The organism is Hymenobacter lutimineralis, assembly GCF_008271285.1.
GTDB classification, from domain to species: domain Bacteria; phylum Bacteroidota; class Bacteroidia; order Cytophagales; family Hymenobacteraceae; genus Hymenobacter; species Hymenobacter lutimineralis.
This window is the reverse complement of the sequence record NZ_VTHL01000001.1, coordinates 375,355-393,324: the sequence shown is the minus strand read 5'-3', so window position 1 is coordinate 393,324 and position 17,970 is coordinate 375,355. Positions and strand designations below refer to the sequence as shown.

At 61.9% G+C, this 17,970-nt stretch carries 14 protein-coding genes; 9 read left to right on the top strand and 5 right to left on the bottom strand.

The genetic code is table 11. From position 1 onward, the window contains the following. Window positions 1-89: 89 nt before the first annotated feature. Complete coding sequence (locus FY528_RS01555) at window positions 90-434, bottom strand: winged helix-turn-helix domain-containing protein (protein WP_149069223.1); 345 nt, start codon at window positions 432-434, stop codon at window positions 90-92. Window positions 435-608: 174 nt separating this feature from the next. Between FY528_RS01555 and FY528_RS01550 the strand changes: the two genes are divergently transcribed. The 4 genes from FY528_RS01550 (at window position 609) to FY528_RS01535 (ending at window position 4,616) form a co-directional block, all read left to right on the top strand. Beyond that, on the top strand, window positions 609-1,631 hold the full coding sequence (locus tag FY528_RS01550; protein WP_149069222.1) for a fasciclin domain-containing protein: 1,023 nt from the start codon (window positions 609-611) through the stop codon (window positions 1,629-1,631). Window positions 1,632-1,758: 127 nt separating this feature from the next. After that, complete coding sequence (locus tag FY528_RS01545; protein WP_149069221.1) at window positions 1,759-2,826, top strand: sensor histidine kinase; 1,068 nt, start codon at window positions 1,759-1,761, stop codon at window positions 2,824-2,826. A 159-nt stretch (window positions 2,827-2,985) separates the two neighbouring features. Further along, complete coding sequence (locus FY528_RS01540; protein WP_149069220.1) at window positions 2,986-3,747, top strand: LytR/AlgR family response regulator transcription factor; 762 nt, start codon at window positions 2,986-2,988, stop codon at window positions 3,745-3,747. Window positions 3,748-3,878: 131 nt separating this feature from the next. Further along, window positions 3,879-4,616, top strand: a complete 738-nt coding sequence (locus tag FY528_RS01535) for a hypothetical protein (RefSeq protein WP_262383880.1) — start codon at window positions 3,879-3,881, stop codon at window positions 4,614-4,616. A gap of 92 nt (window positions 4,617-4,708) precedes the next feature. Here FY528_RS01535 and FY528_RS01530 read toward each other — a convergent pair whose 3' ends face one another. Then, entirely contained in the window at window positions 4,709-5,065 is a 357-nt protein-coding gene (locus FY528_RS01530; RefSeq protein WP_262383879.1) for a winged helix-turn-helix domain-containing protein, read from the bottom strand. A gap of 224 nt (window positions 5,066-5,289) precedes the next feature. Between FY528_RS01530 and gltB the strand changes: the two genes are divergently transcribed. Both gltB and FY528_RS01520 read left to right on the top strand, forming a co-directional pair. Beyond that, the gene (gene gltB, locus FY528_RS01525; RefSeq protein ID WP_262383878.1) at window positions 5,290-9,840 is read left to right on the top strand and encodes a glutamate synthase large subunit; all 4,551 of its coding nucleotides are present in this window, start codon (window positions 5,290-5,292) and stop codon (window positions 9,838-9,840) included. A gap of 33 nt (window positions 9,841-9,873) precedes the next feature. Continuing rightward, entirely contained in the window at window positions 9,874-11,349 is a 1,476-nt protein-coding gene (locus tag FY528_RS01520; RefSeq protein WP_149069219.1) for a glutamate synthase subunit beta, read from the top strand. 158 nt (window positions 11,350-11,507) lie between these two features. Here the strand turns inward: FY528_RS01520 and dnaB are convergent, their stop codons facing one another. Further along, window positions 11,508-13,124, bottom strand: coding sequence for a replicative DNA helicase (dnaB, locus tag FY528_RS01515; RefSeq protein ID WP_149069218.1), 1,617 nt, complete (start codon window positions 13,122-13,124; stop codon window positions 11,508-11,510). A 371-nt stretch (window positions 13,125-13,495) separates the two neighbouring features. Here dnaB and FY528_RS01510 point away from each other — a divergent pair, with 371 nt between their 5' ends. Together FY528_RS01510 and FY528_RS01505 are read left to right on the top strand one after the other, a co-directional pair. Further along, on the top strand, window positions 13,496-14,881 hold the full coding sequence (locus tag FY528_RS01510; RefSeq protein ID WP_149069217.1) for a UDP-N-acetylmuramate--L-alanine ligase: 1,386 nt from the start codon (window positions 13,496-13,498) through the stop codon (window positions 14,879-14,881). Window positions 14,882-14,896: 15 nt separating this feature from the next. Beyond that, window positions 14,897-15,592 (top strand): alpha/beta fold hydrolase, encoded by a 696-nt coding sequence (locus FY528_RS01505; RefSeq protein WP_149069216.1) that lies wholly within the window; start codon window positions 14,897-14,899, stop codon window positions 15,590-15,592. Window positions 15,593-15,746: 154 nt separating this feature from the next. Here the strand turns inward: FY528_RS01505 and FY528_RS01500 are convergent, their stop codons facing one another. Both FY528_RS01500 and FY528_RS01495 read right to left on the bottom strand, forming a co-directional pair. After that, complete coding sequence (locus FY528_RS01500; RefSeq protein WP_149069215.1) at window positions 15,747-16,319, bottom strand: hypothetical protein; 573 nt, start codon at window positions 16,317-16,319, stop codon at window positions 15,747-15,749. Window positions 16,320-16,334: 15 nt separating this feature from the next. After that, on the bottom strand, window positions 16,335-17,129 hold the full coding sequence (locus FY528_RS01495) for a M48 family metallopeptidase (RefSeq protein WP_149069214.1): 795 nt from the start codon (window positions 17,127-17,129) through the stop codon (window positions 16,335-16,337). A 199-nt stretch (window positions 17,130-17,328) separates the two neighbouring features. On the opposite strand from FY528_RS01495, the gene FY528_RS01490 reads away from it, so the two are divergent. Further along, entirely contained in the window at window positions 17,329-17,943 is a 615-nt protein-coding gene (locus FY528_RS01490) for a fumarylacetoacetate hydrolase family protein (protein ID WP_149069213.1), read from the top strand. Window positions 17,944-17,970: the final 27 nt, after the last annotated feature.

The window sequence follows — 17,970 nt, the reverse complement described above, 5'->3', positions numbered from 1 at the left end:
ATTTTTCCAAACATAACGAACAAGGCGCACCCAGGTTTCCCGCAGCGGACGCGGAGGTCGTCCTTCGGCGTCCGCTGCGGGAACCGACGTCAGAACAACCGTTCAGCCTCCGCCGCCTCCGCCGCCAGAAACCGGGCCTGCAGGGCTTCAAACTCCGCAATCAACCTTTCACCCTCTGCAGTTACACGGTGCCGCCGACCGGTCTGGGTGAGCACCAGCGGCCGGGCACTCTGGGCGTTCAGGGACGACACCAAATCCCAGGCCCGCTTATACGACATGCCCATTCCCTGCGCCGCCCGGGAGATGGAGCCGTGTTGCTGAATCAGGCCCAGCAGCTCCAGCCGCCCGATGCCCATAAACCGGTCGGCGGCGGATTCCACCCAGAGGCGGCCGGTCAGGCGGAAGACAAGGTCGGGACGCAACAGGTCTTTCATGGGCGCAATCTTATGAATAACTCCGCGCCGCTGTGTTCGCCTACAACTCACTCCGGTTATATGGGAGTTCACTCCGGTTATCTGCCGACTGGTGCCGGGCAGCACATCAGCGGGAGCAAACGGGCAGTTTAAGGGGAAACTAATTCATCTTTCACTCCTAACCTCTGTTCGCTCATGTTCCATTCCCAAGCTACATTTCCCCTCTGGCGGCGGCTATTGCTGGCCCTCGTGATGCTGGTTGGCTTCACGGCCACCAGCTGCGACGACGACGACGATGAGGTAACTACCCCACCCGCCCAGAACATCGTGCAAGTAGCCCAGGGCAACCCCGACTTTTCCATTCTGGTAGCGGCGGTGGTGAAAGCCGACCTGACCACCACGCTCAGCGGCACGGGGCCATTTACGGTGTTTGCGCCTACCAACGCCGCTTTTGCTAAGCTGTCGGCCCCATTCAACACAGCCGCCAGCATCACGGCCATCACAGACCCCGCTCAGATTGCCACGCTGCGGGGTATCCTGCTCTACCACGTGCTGCCAGCCAACGTGAAGGCCGCTGATATTGCCAACGGCAGCAGCAGCGCCACCACGGCCCGCCCCCAGAGCACGGTAGGCGGAGTTACCCTCAACGACAACACGTTATACCTGACCAAGAATGGTACGGGGGTATTCATCAACGGTAGTACCCGCGTGGTAACGGCCGACGTAGCGGCCAGCAACGGCACCATCCACGCTATTGATAACGTATTGATGCCACCTTCGCAGACTATTGCGCAAATTGTAGTGGCCAACGCCACTCGCGCTACCAACCCCGAGTTTACGCTGCTGCTCCAGGCCTTACAGCGCCCGGCCGCTGCGGCTATCCTGACGGCTGCCGGCACTCAAAGCACCAACGTAACGGTATTTGCGCCCACTGATGCTGCCTTCCAAGCGCTGCTGGGCAACACCCCCCTCAGCTCCGTATCCGACGCCGACCTGACGGCTATCCTGTCGCGCCACGTAATTGCTACGGGCCGCGTGTTTTCGTCAGATCTGACTCCCGGAACGGTACCCACCCTCGCCGGCTCTGTAACAGTTGCGGCCGCAGGTACCGGCTTCACGGTACGGGGCGGCACGGGTACTGCCGCCAACATCACCACGGCTAACATCCTGGCTACCAACGGCGTGGTCCACATCATCGACCAGGTGATTCAGCCCTAGTTTTCCATCTAGTAAAAATTGAGAAGTAAGCAGTAAAAGTTGAAGTTGCGGGTGCCGTCTGATAGCGAACCGCAGCCGCCAACTTTTACTGCTTACTTTTCTATTTCTCCTTTCTCACCTTCCGGTCATGCTGTTTTCTACTCGTCTGCGGTACATATACATGCTGGGGCTGGGCGCGTACACGTTCGTGAACGTGCTGCTGATGGAGGCGCTGCCCTTTTATGGCCTGCCGGTGAACAGCGGCTACGTACTGGTGCTGTTTCTGGTGTGCGTGACGCTGATCTGGGAAGGCAACCGTCTGATTGAGCGTGGGCTGCCCGCTGTCCGGCGCCGGCTGGGGCTGCGGCTGCATCCGCTGCTGCTCTCGTTTCTGCTGAGCCTGCCCGTTACGCTGGTGGCGGTGGCGGGGCCGGCGCTACTGCTGGGGCGCTACGTGCAGCCGCTGCCGCCGGCCAAGTTTCAGCTGGGCCTCAAGCTGCTGTTGGCCGTTGGTTTCCGTATCAATCTGTTTCTGAACACTATAAACACCGCCGTGTATTTACTGCGCGAGCTGCGCCAAAGCCAGCTGGAAGCCGAGCAGTTCAAGAAAATCAGTTTGCAGGCGCAGTTCCAGAGCCTCAAGGACCAGGTGAATCCGCATTTCCTGTTCAACAACCTCAACGTGCTGTCGGCGCTGCTTTACCAAGATGTAGGCCAGGCCGCCGAATTTCTGCAGCAGCTCTCCAAAGTGTACCGCTACGTGCTCCAGAACCAGGAAAAGGAAGTGGTAGAAGTGGCCGCCGAGCTGGAGTTTATGGAGTCCTACGTGTATTTGCTGCGGGCCCGGTTCCGGGGCAGCCTGCGCATCACCATCAGCGTAGCCGACGCCCTACGAACCCGTTACACGGTGCCCGTGGCCCTGCAAATGCTGCTGGAAAACGCCCTCAAGCACAACATCAGCTCCCGCAGCCGCCCCCTGCTGATTGACGTGTTTACCACCCCCAACCAAGAGCAGCTGGTGGTGCGCAATACGCTGCAGCCCAAGCCGGCCGTGGAAGCGTCTACTAATCTGGGCCTGGAAAACATTCGGCGGCGCTACAGTTTTGTGAGTCCGCACCCGGTGGAAGTAGAGCGCGATGCCCACACCTTCACCGTGCGCCTGCCGTTGTTGCGGGTGGGCGAGGAGAAAAGCGGAGCAGCTATAGAGACACATTGATAATAAACGTCTTACATCCATTGCTACGAATATTATGGAGCAGCAAGGCAGGACCTAGAGTGACTATTTCGATGAATATCTGTTCTACCGTATGTTGGCCACTTGCTTCTGACCGACCACCGTATTTTTCTTCCTTACCCACTTACCAGCTGCCTGTGCATGCATGTTGTGCTGATTGAAGATGAAGCCGCAGCGGCCGATGGCCTGATGGCCCTACTGGCGCGCTACGACCCGGCTATTCAGGTTATCGAGCGGCTCGATTCGGTGGAAGACGCCGTGCTGTGGTTTGCCCACAATCCGCCCCCGCGCCTAGTGCTGCTGGATGTGCAGCTGGCCGATGGGCTGTGCTTCGACATCTTCCCGCAGGTGAGCATCCGCTGCCCCATCATCTTCACTACCGCCTACGATCAGTACGCCATCCGGGCCTTCCAGGTCACCAGCATTGATTACCTGCTCAAGCCCATTGCCTACGCCGACTTGCACCGGGCCCTGGAGAAGCTGCGGCTATTGACCACCGATTATTCGCCGCCCGCCGTGAACCTGCACCAATTGGCGCAGGTGTTCCAGCAAATGCAGAAAGCGTATAAAACCCGTTTCCTGGCCCGCTTCAACGACCGAATTCAGTTTAAAACCACCGAAGAAATTGCCTTTTTCTGCGCCGACGGTAAGTTTGTGCACTTGGTCGGCCTGGACCAGCGCCGCTTTCTGGTAGACTACACGCTGGAACAGCTCGAAGGCCTGCTCGACCCGCGCCAGTTTTTCCGGCTTAGCCGCAAGTACATCGTCAGCCTGACGGCCGTGAAGGAAATACGGATCTACACTGGGGGCCGTTTGCGGGTGCTGCTGCTGCCCACCCCCCTCACGGAAGTCATCATCAGCCGGGAGCGGGTGGCCGAGTTCAAAGCCTGGCTCGACCACTAAGCCCCAGCCCGGCCGCGGGCAGCGCGGCTTTCCGAGCAATGCCCCGGCCCCGTTCAGGCCGGGGAAGCGGGCTGTACTCGTGCACAACTTATCTGCAACTTACAGCTTCACCCCTACTGCCTGCCGCCGCTATGATTCGATTCCCTCTACTGCTTCTGCTGCTCCTGCTCCGGTGTGCCGGCCCGGCTTGGGCCCAACGCCCCACCGAGCAGGTACTTTACCTTAAAAACGGCTGGATACTGCGGGGCCAGCTGCTCACGGCTCCCACTGCCGACCCGCTGCGCCTGCAAACCGCCGACCGCAATGAGTTTGTGTTTCGGCAAGCTGAGGTGGACTCGCTGCGGCAGCGGTACCAGCCCGTAGAAAGCGGCCTGCATGCAGCCTACAAGTCCCGGGGCTTCGGGCACTATACCGAGTTGGGGGCCCTGGCCGGCCGTAACACCAGCAGTTCCGTCAACACGTCGGCCTTTTCATTCCAGACGGTGAATGGCTACAAGTTCAACCAGTGGCTATATACCGGCCTGGGCGTGGGTGCCGACTTATATGCCACGCAAAGCATTGTACCAGTGTTTGCCAGCGTGCGGGGCGACTTCACACGCCGGGGCACCATTTTGCCGTTTTACTTCCTGGATGTCGGCTACGGCTTCAACATCACCGGCCGCGACAATACCCTGACTCAGCCCGTCACCTACGAAGGAGGCTCCCTTTGGGCACTGGGCGTCGGTATGAAAGTCCTGTTCAACAACAATACCGGCTTCTTGCTAAGCGTAGGCTACCGCACCCAGCGCACTACGCTGCTTCGCGAAGCCACGCCCCCAGAACCCGTCACCTTCGAGCGGATTGCCATACGGGCCGGTTTCGCCTTTTAGGCGCAACAACCGGCCAATCGGCGCCCGCAGCCTCCGTTCGCCGCTTCAGGCCTGAAAATCAGCGGTGCCAGCTTCGCTGGCACTAACGTCAGCTACAAAATTTGCTTCGCCTCCGCCGCCAGAAACGCCTGAAACCGGGCCTGCAGGCCCTCGAACGCCGCAATCAGTGCCTCGCCCTCGGGCGTTACCACGGTGCCACCGCCGCGCTTGCCGCCGGTTTGGGTGAGCACCAGCGGCTGGGCGCTCTGGGCGTTCAGCGACGAGACCAAATCCCAGGCTCGCTTATACGACATGCCCATTTCCTGCGCCGCCCGGGAGATGGAGCCGTGTTGCTGAATCAGGCCAAGCAGTTCCAGCCGCCCGATGCCCATAAACCGGTCGTCGGCGGATTCTATCCAGAGGCGGCCGGTCAGGCGGAAGGTCAGGTCGGGGCGCAGCAGGTTTTTCATACCTTAAATATCGGTGATTGGACCGTTTTGAAATTGTAGTGGTGGCCGCCTGGATTACCGGGCGCGGCAGGGGCTAACCTACGTCAATACGCAGATTTAGCCGGTTCCACCCGCAAATTTCGGGAAAGGCCGTCCGGGTTAGAAACCGGAAAAAATGCCTTTAACGGCTGGTTTGGGCAATAATGGTGTGGTACGTTGCTACTTCGGACCTACTGCCGGAGGTCATGTTTCACCGTTGTACTCTGCGTCTCCCCATGGAGCTAGCTGCGCCCCAGGGCCTATACCGCCCCGAATTTGAACACGATGCTTGTGGCACCGGCTTTATAGCCTACGTCGACGGACGTAAATCGCACCAGGTAGTAGCCGATGCGCTGACTATTCTGGAAAATATGGAGCACCGCGGTGCCTGCGGCTGCGACGCCGACTCCGGCGACGGAGCGGGGCTGCTGTTGCAGCTGCCCCACTGGTTTTTTCTGGAAGAATGTACCACGCTCGGCATTCGCCTGCCCGAACCGGGCGAGTACGGCGTGGGCATGGTCTTTCTGCCCAAAAACAGCGGCCAGCGCCAAGTCTGCCGCGACCTCATCAACGCGGCCGCGGCCCAGCTGGGCTTCCCGGTGCTGGGCTACCGGCCGGTGCCCGTCAACCCCGCCGGCATTGGCCACACGGCTTTGTCGGGCGAGCCGGCCATTGAGCAGCTGTTTGTGGGCCGGCCGGCCGGCGTAGCCACGCCCGAGGACTTTGAGCGCAAGCTCTACGTGCTGCGCCGTCTCATCAGCCGCGAAGTAGCCGCCAGCGTGCCCGAGGAGGAAGTGTATTTCACCTCCCTCTCCTGCCGCGTTATCATCTACAAAGGTCAGCTGACCACGTATCAGGTGCGCGGCTACTTCCCCGAGCTCTCCGACGAGCGGGTGACCTCGGGCCTGGGTATGGTGCACTCGCGCTTTTCCACCAACACCTTCCCCAGCTGGCGGCTGGCCCAGCCTTTCCGGCTGATGGCCCACAACGGGGAAATCAACACCCTGCGCGGCAACCTCAACTGGTTTTACGCCGGCCTGCCTTCCTACCTCTCGCCCTACTTCTCGGCCGAGGAAATGGAGATTCTGCTGCCCGTCATCGACGCCAACCAGTCGGACTCGGCCTGCCTCGACAACATTGTGGAGCTGCTGCTGCACTGCGGCCGCAGCCTGCCCCACGTGATGATGATGCTGGTGCCCGAGGCCTGGGACGGCAACGAGCAGATGGACCCGCTCAAAAAGGCTTTCTACGAGTTCCACGCCACCTTCATGGCGCCCTGGGACGGCCCGGCGGCCCTGCTCTTTACCGATGGCCGCATGATTGGGGCCATGCTCGACCGCAACGGCCTGCGCCCCCTGCGCTACGCCCTCACCGACGACGGCCGGGTGCTGGTGGCTTCGGAAGCGGGGGTACTGGGCGCCGGACTGCCCGAGGCCAGCGTGGTGCGCAAGGGCCGCCTGCAGCCCGGTAAGATGCTGCTCATCGATACCGTTGCCGGCCAGATTATCACCGACGAGGAACTGAAAGCCCAGGCCGCCACGCGCCAGCCCTACGACCAATGGCTGAGCGAGTACCAGATTAAGCTGGAGGAGCTGCCCGAGCCCCGCCTCGTGTTCACCGACCTGGCGGCCGAATCGGTGTTTAAGTACCACCAGGTGTTCGGCTACACCCGCGAGGATATCGACACGATTCTGACACCCATGGCCCTGGAGGGCAAGGAGCCCATCGGCTCCATGGGCGTGGATTCGCCGCTGGCGGTGCTGTCGGACCAGCCCCAGCACCTGAGCAGCTACTTCAAGCAGTTCTTCGCTCAGGTCACCAACCCGCCCATCGACCCTATTCGGGAGCGGCTGGTGATGAGCCTGGCTACCTTCATCGGCAACAACGGCAACATCCTCGACGAGGACAAGATGCACTGCCACTGCGTGGCCCTGCGCCAGCCCATCCTCACGAACCACGAGCTGGAAAAGCTACGTAGCATCGATACGGGGCTGTTCAACGCCAAAACCATCAACACCTACTTCCGGGCCGATGGCAAGCCTGGCGCCCTGCAGGCCGGCCTCGACCGTCTTTGCCGCTACGCCGAGGATGCCGTGGACGACGGCTTTGAGGTGCTGATTCTCTCCGACCGGGCCCTGGACTCGGAGCACGCGGCTATTCCGTCGCTGCTGGCCGTGTCGGCGGTGCACCACCACCTCATCCGCAAGGGCTACCGCGGCTCGGTGGGCCTGGTGGTAGAAGCCGGCGACGCCTGGGAAGTGCACCACTTTGCCTGCCTGCTGGCTTTCGGGGCCACGGCCATTAACCCCTACCTGGCGCTCAGCACCATCCGCACGATGCACTACGAGGGGCGTTTCCGTAGCGGGCTGGCCGTGCCCAAGCTGGAGGCCAATTACATCAAGGCCGTGTGCGACGGGCTGCTGAAGATCTTCTCCAAGATGGGCATCAGCACCCTGCAGAGCTACCACGGGGCGCAGGTGTTCGAGATTCTGGGCATCAACCGCGAGGTGGTAGATGCTTACTTCGCCGGGGCCGTGACGCGTATCGGCGGGCTGGGTTTGGATGAAATTGCCCGCGAAACCCTGTTTAAGCACTTCCAGGGCTTCCGGAGCAGCACCCTGGAAGAACAGCTGCTGCTGCCCGAGGGCGGCGTGTACCAGTGGCGCCGCCGGGGCGAGGCGCACCAGTTCAACCCCGAAACCGTGCACCTGCTGCAACACGCTACCCGCACCGGCTCCTACGAAACCTACCAGCGCTACGCCCGCCTGGTGAACGCGCCCGGCAAGGGGGCGGCCAGCCTGCGCAGCCTGCTCGACTTTGCCCACCACCGTCCGGCCATTGCCCTGGACGAGGTAGAGCCGGCCGAAAGCATCATGCGGCGCTTTGCCACCGGGGCCATGTCGTTTGGCTCCATCTCGCACGAGGCCCACAGCACCCTGGCCATTGCCATGAACCGCATCGGGGGCAAGAGCAACACCGGGGAGGGCGGCGAAGACCCGCTGCGCTACGAGGTGATGGAAAATGGGGACTCCATGCGCTCGGCCATCAAGCAGGTGGCCTCGGCCCGCTTCGGCGTGACGGCCCACTACCTCACCAACGCCGACGAGCTGCAAATCAAGATGGCCCAGGGCGCTAAGCCCGGGGAAGGCGGGCAGCTGCCCGGCCACAAGGTGGATGAGTGGATTGCCAAAGTGCGCCACGCCACGCCCGGCGTGGGCCTCATCTCGCCCCCGCCCCACCACGACATCTACTCCATTGAGGATCTGGCCCAGTTAATCTTCGACCTCAAAAATGCCAACCGCGCCGCCCGCATCAACGTGAAGCTGGTGAGCAAAGCGGGCGTGGGCACCATTGCGGCCGGGGTGGCCAAGGCCCACGCCGACGTGATTCTGATTGCGGGCTACGACGGCGGCACCGGCGCCTCGCCCCTGAGCAGCATCCGCCACGCCGGGCTGCCCTGGGAGCTGGGCTTGGCCGAAGCTCACCAGACGCTGGTGCGCAATCAGCTCCGCAGCCGGGTGGTGCTGCAGGCCGATGGCCAGCTGAAAACCGGGCGCGACCTGGCCGTGGCTACGCTGCTGGGGGCCGAGGAATGGGGCGTGGCCACGGCCGCGCTGGTGGCCGGGGGCTGCGTGATGATGCGCAAGTGCCACCTCAACACCTGCCCCGTGGGCGTGGCCACCCAGGACCCCGAGCTGCGCCGCCTGTTCAGCGGCAAGCCCGAGCACATCGTGAACCTGTTCCGCTTCCTGGCCGAGGAGCTGCGCGAAATCATGGCCGAGCTGGGCTTCCGCACCATCAACGAGATGGTGGGCCGGGCCCAGTTCCTGAAGCCCCGCCCCAATATCCAGCACTGGAAAGCTCGTCACCTCGACCTGCGCGACCTGCTCTACCTGACGTCGCCGGAGCCGGGCAGCACCCTCCACAAAAGCGAGGAGCAGGACCACGGCCTGCGGGGCATTCTGGACTGGCAGCTGCTGGAGCAGGCCCAGCCGGCGCTGGAATACCAGCAGCCCGTGCAGGCCGAGTTCACGGTGCGCAACATCGACCGCACCATCGGCACGCTGCTCTCCAACGAAATCACCAAACGTCATCACGCCGCCGGCTTGCCCGAGGGTACCATCCAATACACATTCCGCGGATCGGCGGGGCAGAGTTTTGGGGCTTTCAGCGTGCGGGGCTTGTCGTTCCGGCTGGAAGGTGAGGCCAACGACTACGTGGGCAAGGGCCTGAGCGGGGCCCAGCTGATTATTTACCCGGCGGCCAACGCCAGCTTCGTGCCCGAGCAGAACATCATCATCGGCAACGTGGCCCTGTACGGGGCTACTTCCGGGGAGTTGTTCGTGCGCGGCCAGGCCGGAGAACGGTTTGCCGTGCGCAACTCCGGGGCCACGGCCGTGGTGGAAGGCGTGGGCGACCATGGCTGCGAATACATGACCGGCGGCCGGGCCCTCATTCTGGGGCCCACCGGCCGCAATTTCGCGGCGGGCATGAGCGGGGGCATTGCCTGGGTGTACGACGCCGACGGTACCTTCCCGCAGAACTGCAACCCCGAAATGGTGGAGCTCGACCCCCTCGACGCCGACGACGAAACCCACATCCAGCACCTGCTGCGCCAGCACAGCGAACTGACCGGCAGCCAGCTGGCTCATTTCCTGCTCAGCAACTGGCCCGAGGAAGTCGGCAAGTTTGTGAAGGTGTTCCCCAGCGAGTACAAGAAGGTACTGCAGAAGGCGCGCTTCGAGAAGGTACAGTAAGGCCAGGCTATCAACTACAGAACAAGCAGTATCATGGGTAATACCACCGGTTTCAAGGAATTTCAGCGGGAGCTACCCGCCAAAGCCGCCCCGCAGGAGCGGGTGGCGCATAACCGCGAGTTTGTAGGGCAATACACCGACACGCAGCTGCACCAGCAGTCGGCGCGCTGTATGGAGTGCGGCATTCCGTTCTGCCACTCGGGCTGTCCGCTGGGCAACATCATCCCCGAGTTCAACGATGCCGTGTACCGCCAGGACTGGGAGCAGGCCTACCAGATCCTGAGCTCCACCAACAACTTCCCCGAGTTCACGGGGCGCATCTGCCCCGCCCCCTGCGAGTCGGCCTGCGTGCTGGGGATTCATGCCACGCCGGTGGCCATTGAGGAAATCGAGCGGCACATTATCGAAACGGCGTTTGCCAAGGGCTACGTGCAGCCCACGGCCCCGGTGCTCAAAACCGGCAAAACGGTGGCCGTGGTAGGCTCGGGCCCGGCCGGGCTGGCAGCGGCAGCCCAGCTGGTGCGGGCCGGCCACGCCGTCACGGTGTTTGAGCGCGACGACCGGCCCGGTGGCCTGCTCCGCTACGGCATCCCCGATTTCAAGCTGGATAAATGGGTGATTGACCGCCGCATTCAAGTGCTGGAGGAAGATGGGGTGCAGTTCCGCTGCAACACGGAAATCGGCCGGGATATTCCGGCCCAGGAACTGGCCGCGCAGTTTGATGCCGTGGTGCTTGCCGGCGGGGCACTGGTGCCGAAGAACCTGCCCATTCCCGGCCGCGACCTGGCGGGCATTCACTTCGCCATGGACTACCTCACCCAGCATAACCGCCGCGTGAGTGACCTGCCCATAGCCGACCAGGAGCTGCTGGCCACCGGCAAAGACGTGGTGGTGATTGGCAGTGGCGACACGGGCTCCGACTGCGTGGGCACGGCCAACCGCCAGCAGGCCCATTCCGTCACGCAGTTTGCCCTCATGCACCAACCCACCCCCGAGCGGCCCAACTTCGAGCCCTGGCCACACTACCCCACCGCTATGTTCCGCACCAGCACCTCCCACGAGGAAGGCTGCCAGCGCTACTGGGGCGTGAACACCAAGGCCTTTTTGGGCGACGAAAACGGCCACGTGCGCGCCCTGCTGGTGACGGACGTGACCTGGGAAACCGACGTGCTGGGCCGCCGCCTGGCCTTCAGCGAGGTAGAAGGCTCGGCGCGGGAAATTCCCTGCCAGTTGGCTTTGCTGGCCCTGGGCTTCGCCTCCCCGCAGTACGAAGGCCTGCTGGAGCAGCTGGGCGTAGCCCTCGATGAGCGCGGCAACGTGCGCACCACCTCCGACAATGACTTCCACACTTCCCGGCCCAACGTCTTCGTGGCCGGCGACATGCGCCGGGGCCAGTCTTTGGTCGTGTGGGCCATTTCCGAAGGCCGCGAAGCTGCCCGCCAGGTAGACATTTTTCTGACTGGCAAAACCGCCCTGCCCAGCAAGGACGCGGTGGGTATGTTTGGGTAGACGATATTTTACAACTGTCATCCTGAGCGCAGCGAAGGACCTTATCACGTTGCCACGAATTGTGCGGTAGTGATAAGGTCCTTCGCTTTGCTCAGGATGACAGATTTTAAACGTAAAACGCCCGCTAGCAGTAGCGGGCGTTTTGGTTTTCCCTAACTCTAGAATGGCGGCGGACCGTCGTCGAAGGTGCTGCGGGGGAAGGGCTGGGCCGGGGGTGGGCCGTCGTTGTTGATGCGGGAGCCCAGCCGGATGGTGTTCGGGGCAAAGTTGGCCGTATCGTCGTCGAAAGTGCTGGTGGGAAAGGCCCCGGGGTTGAAGCCCGCATCGCCGAAGCCCCCGCCTCCGTCGAGGTCGGCAAACTTAGTGAACTTGCCGATGAACTTGAGCTGCACGGTTTCCAGGGAGCCGTTCCGGTGCTTGGCAATGATGACCTCGCCGGTACCCTGGGTAGGGTTGCCCATTTCGTCCTCCGTAATCTTGTAGTACTCGGGACGGTACAGGAAGATAACCATGTCGGCGTCCTGCTCGATGGAGCCCGATTCGCGCAGGTCACTGAGCTGGGGCTTCTTGTCGCCGCCGCGGGTTTCTACCGAGCGCGAAAGCTGCGACAGCGCCAACACGGGCACGTTCAGCTCCTTGGCAATGCCCTTGAGGGCCCGCGAAATCGAGGCAATTTCCTGTTCGCGGTTGCCGCCCCCTTTGCCGTCGGTGTTGCCGGTCATCAGCTGCAGGTAGTCGATGATGATCATCTGGATGTCGTGGTGGGCCTTGAGGCGGCGGCACTTGGTGCGCAGCTCCCGGATGCTGAGGCCGGGCGTATCGTCGATGTAGATGGGCGCCGACGACAGGCCCGAAATCTTGTGGTTGAGCTGGGCCCACTCGTAGTCGGCCAGGTTACCCTTCTTGATCTTCTCGGAGTCCAGTTCCGCTTCGGCCGAAATCAGACGGTTCACGAGCTGCAGCGAGGACATTTCCAGCGAGAAAATGGCCACCGGCTTCTTGAACTCCACCGCCGCGTTGCGCATGGCCGAGACTACGAAGGCCGTTTTACCCATACCTGGGCGCGCCGCAATAATCACCAGGTCAGACGGTTGCCAGCCCGACGTGACGCGGTCCAGGGCCGAGAAGCCGGAGGGCACGCCGGTGAGACCGTCCTTCTGGTCCTTCTTCTCTTCCAGCTCCTTGATGGCCTTGCCCATCAGGCTGCGCATGTCGTCGAAGTTCTTGCGGATGTTGGATTCCGACACCTCAAACAATGACTGCTCGGTGCTGTCGAGCAGGTTGAATACGTCGGTGGTATCCTCGAAGGCGTCGCGCTGGATGTCGGAGGCGATGCGGATCAGCTCCCGCTTGATGGAGTTTTCGGTGATGATGCGGGCGTGGTACTCGATGTTGGCCGCCGAGTTCACCTTAAAGGTGAGGTTGGCCACGTAGTGCGCCCCGCCGGCGGCTTCCAGCTCGCCCATCTCCCGCAGCTCGTGCGTCACCGTCAGAATGTCAATCGGCTCCGATTTGTCGAACAAATTCAGAATGGCCTTGAAGATGCGCTGGTGCCCATCCTTGTAAAAGCTCTGGGGCTTGAGCAGGTCGATAACGGTGGTGAGGGCGTCTTTTTCCAACATGAGGGCACCCAGCACGGCCGATTCCAGCTCCAGGGCCTGGGGCGGCAGCTTGCCGGCGGGCCCGCTGATGGGCAGCACCGGCGGGCGGTTGTTCCAGGCGGCTTTCGCTCGTGAGCCAGCTTGTTTCAGGCGGTCATCCATCCGGTCGTTCATCACTAAAAAGTAGCACTACAAGGTAAGCAGGTTGGGCCGGTTCCGGCCGGAATTTCTTGTTCCCGGCCCGAATTTTACCCCAAAGGGGTACAAAGCTAACGGCTGGGTTCTACAATCCGGAACAGGTGGGAAAGGTTTCTTTTTTCTATGCTGATGCGGTGATGCGTTGGGGCGCGGCGTGGCCGGCTGGCTGCTGCTGGCGGCTGCCAGTCAGGCGACGGGCTTCTCCCCTGCGGCGGGCAGACGCGCCAGCCAAGCTGCCCAAGTCTGCCGCCAGGGTGGCGGGCTACCCATCACCTTATCGCCTGGCACCTCGTTACCCGTTCCCGGCCACCGCTTACCTTTGCCGCCCTATTCCACTAGCTTAGCGCATGGCCGACACTCCTTCTTCGCTTCAACGCCTGCACCTGATTGCCACCGGGGGCAGTATTATGCACAACCTGGCCCTGGCCCTGCACCAGCGCGGCGCCCACGTAACGGGCTCCGACGACGAGATTTTTGAGCCCGCCAAGAGCCGCCTGGCCAACGCCGGCCTGCTGCCGGCCCAAGAAGGCTGGTTTCCGGAAAAGATAACGGCCGACCTCGACGCCGTGATTGTGGGCATGCACGCCCGCCCCGACAACCCCGAGCTGCTGCGCGCCCAGGAGCTGGGGCTGCGGGTGTACTCCTTCCCCGAGTTTATCTACGAAGCCAGCCGCGACAAGCAGCGCATCGTCGTTGGCGGCTCCCACGGCAAAACCAGCATTACGTCCCTTATCCTGCACGTGTTGCGCTACCACGGCCGCAAATTCGACTACGCTGTGGGGGCCCAGCTGGAGGGCTTCGAACTGATGGTGCAGCTCACCGACGACGCACCCATCATTATCATCGAGGGCGACGAGTACCTGTCGTCGCCCATCGACCGGCGGCCCAAGTTTCACTTGTACCAGCACCACATCGGGGTGATTTCCGGCATCAGCTGGGACCACATCAACGTGTTCCCGACGGAGGAAGTGTACCGGGAGCAGTTCCGCATCTTTGCCGAGATGACGCCCAAGGCCGGCGTGCTCATCTACGACCAGGACGACGAGCAGGTGCAGCTGGTGACGGTGCCCAGCTCACCCGACGTGAAGTACATCGGCTACGGCCCGCACGAGCACGTGATTCGCAACGGCAAAACCTTCCTGCTCAACAAAAAGGACGAGGAAGTACCCATCCAGGTGTTTGGGGAGCACAACCTGCGCAACATCTCGGCGGCCAAGGAAGTGTGCAAGCAGCTGGGCATTAAGGCCAAGGAGTTTTACGAGGCCCTGGGCACCTTTAAAGGCGCGGCCCGGCGGCTGGAGCTGGTGAAGGAAGGCCACGATTCGGTAGTGTACAAGGACTTTGCCCACGCGCCCAGCAAGCTGAAAGCCACGGCGGCAGCCTTCAAAAAGCAGTACCCGGAGCGCAAGCTAGTGGCCTGCCTGGAGTTGCACACCTTCAGCTCCCTCAACCCGGCCTTTCTGCCCCAGTACGCCCACACCTTCGACACGCCCGACGTGGCGGTGGTGTACTTTAACCCCCACGTGCTGGAGCACAAGCGCCTGCCCGCCTTGCCGCCCGAGGCGGTGCAACAGGCCTTCCAGCGCCCCGACCTGCGCGTGTTTACCGACAGCCGGGAGCTGGCCGCCTTCCTGCATGCCCAGAACTGGCAAAACGCCAACCTGCTGATGATGTCCTCGGGCACGTTTGATGGGCTGGATTTGAATCAGCTAGCCGCTGAAGTCACCAAGTAACTGCTACCCGCCCCCATGAAACCTTCCCTGCTCCTGCTGCACGGTGCCCTGGCCTCGGAAAAGCAGTTGAAACCCCTGGCCCGCCAGCTGGCAGCGGCCTTCGACGTACGCACGCTCAGCTTCAGTGGGCACGGCGGCCAGCCGCTGGAAGCCGGCACATTTTCTATGGCTGGTTTCGCCGACGAAATCCTTCGATTTCTGGACGAGCAGCGTTGGGAGGCGGCCCACGTATTCGGCTACAGCATGGGGGGCTACGCGGCGTTGGTAGCGGCCACTCAGGCTCCGGCACGCTTTCGCAGCATCACTACGCTGGGAACTACGTTTGGCTGGTCGCCAGCCATGGCCGCGCAGGCTACGGCTTTTCTGGATGCCGGGAAGATGCGCGCGAAGGTGCCGCAGTACGCGGCTCATTTAGAGGAGTTGCACGCGCCTACTTCCCTGCCTGCGCTGCTGGAAGCCACCAGCGCGCTCATGCGGGGCCTCGGCGACGCGCCCCCACTCACCCAGGCTAACTTAAGTACCTTGAAAGTGCCCGTGCAGGTGCTGGTGGGTGAGCTGGATACCACGGCCGGGGTAGATACCTCCCAGCAGTTCGCCAGCTACCTGCCCCAGGCCGCGTTCGAAATCATCATGAACACGCCGCACCCGTTGGAGAAGGTAAACCCCGATTTGCTGGCTTCCCGCGTGGCGCAGTTTGCCGGGCAGTTTTAGGTTTAAGTTGCTGCATAAAGAAGGCCCGCCAATTGGCGGGCCTTCTTTATTTATCGGTCACTGGTCCGGGCTTGGGCCGGCGCTTGTCGGTGGTGACGAGCAGAGCCAACGCCGTGAGCGAAAGGCGCAGAATCCATTTGCGGCTGAGCATGGCTTAGCGGAAAAAGGTGTTGTTGTCTTTCACCGTCAGGTCGCAGGAGGAGCCGCCGGTGTTTTCCTCGCAGGTAGTACCCACGATTTTATTGCCCTGGAAGTTGAAAAAGCAGAACGTACAGCCCGTACCCTGCAGAATATACCGCTCCGTGTTCGAGCTTAAGTACAGAGAGTTGTCGGTAGATTTCCGCAGAGGAATGGCCATTCCGCGGAACATGCCATCCTTCAAACCCAGGCCCACCAGATAGTATATCGGGGCATCCTTGGGCTTCTCCTGCACTTTTCGGATAACCACTTTGTCGACCACCGTACCATCGCCAAACTCCCGGATGAAGTTGCGGGTAAGCTGGTCGCGCGGAACGGAGTACTGGGTTTTGCCCTCGGCAATTTCGGCCACCAGCTTGCTAGTAGCTTCCAGCTGGCGCTGCTCGGTTTTGGTGGGGTCGTTCACCGGAGAGCTGACCTCGGGAAAGGCCTGCCGCCGGGAAGTTTCGCAGCTGCTGAGCAGGCCCGCCGAGAGCAGGAGCAAACCCGTCAAGAGCCGGGTAGTGTGACCGAAGGAAGGAACGTACATGTGAGCGGGCGGCAATTAGCGGGCGGTGTAATACTTGCGGGCCTCGGGCAGCTCCTTCTGAATGTCGGCAATGCGGGTGCCGTTGGAAGGGTGCGTAGAGAGAAACTCGGGCGGCGAAGCAGAGTTTTCGCGGGCATCCATGCGCTGCCAGAACTGCACGGCCCCATCAGGGTTGTAGCCGGCAATGGCCATGAAAATCAGCCCGAGGTGGTCGGCTTCCGACTCTTGGTTACGCCCAAACTTCAGCAGCCCAATCTGGCCGCCAACGCCGACGGCCTGCAGAAACACGTTTTGCGTGGCCGAGGGATTCTGGCCTACGGCCGTGGACACGACCGTGCCCAGGCCCTGGGCGGCCATCTGCTGGCTCATCCGCTCGGAGCTGTGGCGGGCTACGGCGTGGGCAATTTCGTGGCCCATAACCACGGCCAGGCCGTTTTCGTCCTGGGTGATGGGCAGAATGCCCGTGTACACGGCTACTTTGCCGCCGGGCATACACCAGGCATTTTCCTGCTTGTCGTCGATGAGGTTAAACGCCCAGGCGTAGCCCTCAAGCTGGGCCTGCTGGCCCTGCTGGCGGAAGTACTGCTCCACGGCCTGCTGGATGCGCTGGCCCACGCGCTTCACCATAGCGGCCTGGGCGCCGCTGGATACCACTCGGCTGGAAACCAATACTTTCTGGTACTCCTGGGCCGCCATGGTATTCATTTCCGTTTCAGAAACCAGGCTGAGCTGGCGGCGGCCGGTGATGGGAACAGTGGAGCAGGCGGCTGCCATAAACAGGCACCCGGCCAAAGCAATTTTCTTAAACATGGGAACGAAGCTAGGAAAAGCGTGGAAAGAAGCCCGACGGGTACCCCGTTGCGGGCCCTTGGGTTTCGTGGGGTGCTATACGTGAAGCAGCGGGCAAAATGTTTGATTTAGGGGTCTTGGGCGCTTAGGGGCTTAGGGTCTTGCCTTTCGTTCTGATACCTTCGTTTATTGGCTTTCCCCCGACTTCAAGTCCTCCGATATGAAAATCCTTTGCATTGGCCGCAACTACGCCGAACATATAGCCGAGCTCCAAAACGAAACGCCCGACGCCCCCGTCATCTTTGCCAAGCCCGATACGGCCCTGCTCCAGCGCAACCAGCCCTTCTTCCTGCCCGACTTTTCCCAGGACATTCACCACGAGGTGGAGCTGGTGCTGCGCATCTGCAAAAACGGCAAGAACATCGAAGAAAAATTTGCCCCTACCTACTTCGATGCCATCGGCCTGGGCATCGACTTTACGGCCCGCGACCTGCAAAGCAAGCTCAAAAGCAAAGGCCTGCCCTGGGAGCTGGCCAAGGGCTTCGATGGCTCGGCCCCCATTTCCCAGGAGTTCAAACCCGTGGCCGCCTTCCCCGACCTAAAGAACATTGCCTTCCGGCTGGAGGTGAACGGCGAGGTACGCCAGCAGGGCAACTCCGGCCTGATGCTACACGACTTCTCCAAGATCATCAGCTACATCTCCCGGTTTATCACCTTGAAAATGGGGGACTTGATTTTCACCGGCACCCCCAGCGGCGTTGGCCCGGTGCGCATCGGCGACCAGCTGGCCGGGTTTATCGGGGAAGAGAAGATGTTTGATCTGGCCGTGAAATAAGGGCAGGCCGCCTGGGACTTTTTCTGG

Excerpts from the sequence above, each read along its gene's own strand:
- FY528_RS01510 (WP_149069217.1), top strand. The coding sequence starts at position 13,496 with ATGGCCGACACTCCTTCTTCGCTTCAACGCCTGCACCTGATTGCCACC.
- FY528_RS01495 (WP_149069214.1), bottom strand. The coding sequence starts at position 17,129 with ATGTTTAAGAAAATTGCTTTGGCCGGGTGCCTGTTTATGGCAGCCGCC.
- FY528_RS01545 (WP_149069221.1), top strand. The coding sequence starts at position 1,759 with ATGCTGTTTTCTACTCGTCTGCGGTACATATACATGCTGGGGCTGGGC.
- dnaB (WP_149069218.1), bottom strand. The coding sequence starts at position 13,124 with ATGAACGACCGGATGGATGACCGCCTGAAACAAGCTGGCTCACGAGCG.
- gltB (WP_262383878.1), top strand. The coding sequence starts at position 5,290 with ATGTTTCACCGTTGTACTCTGCGTCTCCCCATGGAGCTAGCTGCGCCC.
- FY528_RS01505 (WP_149069216.1), top strand. The coding sequence starts at position 14,897 with ATGAAACCTTCCCTGCTCCTGCTGCACGGTGCCCTGGCCTCGGAAAAG.
- FY528_RS01500 (WP_149069215.1), bottom strand. The coding sequence starts at position 16,319 with ATGTACGTTCCTTCCTTCGGTCACACTACCCGGCTCTTGACGGGTTTG.
- FY528_RS01490 (WP_149069213.1), top strand. The coding sequence starts at position 17,329 with ATGAAAATCCTTTGCATTGGCCGCAACTACGCCGAACATATAGCCGAG.
- FY528_RS01530 (WP_262383879.1), bottom strand. The coding sequence starts at position 5,065 with ATGAAAAACCTGCTGCGCCCCGACCTGACCTTCCGCCTGACCGGCCGC.
- FY528_RS01540 (WP_149069220.1), top strand. The coding sequence starts at position 2,986 with ATGCATGTTGTGCTGATTGAAGATGAAGCCGCAGCGGCCGATGGCCTG.
- FY528_RS01550 (WP_149069222.1), top strand. The coding sequence starts at position 609 with ATGTTCCATTCCCAAGCTACATTTCCCCTCTGGCGGCGGCTATTGCTG.
- FY528_RS01535 (WP_262383880.1), top strand. The coding sequence starts at position 3,879 with ATGATTCGATTCCCTCTACTGCTTCTGCTGCTCCTGCTCCGGTGTGCC.
- FY528_RS01520 (WP_149069219.1), top strand. The coding sequence starts at position 9,874 with ATGGGTAATACCACCGGTTTCAAGGAATTTCAGCGGGAGCTACCCGCC.
- FY528_RS01555 (WP_149069223.1), bottom strand. The coding sequence starts at position 434 with ATGAAAGACCTGTTGCGTCCCGACCTTGTCTTCCGCCTGACCGGCCGC.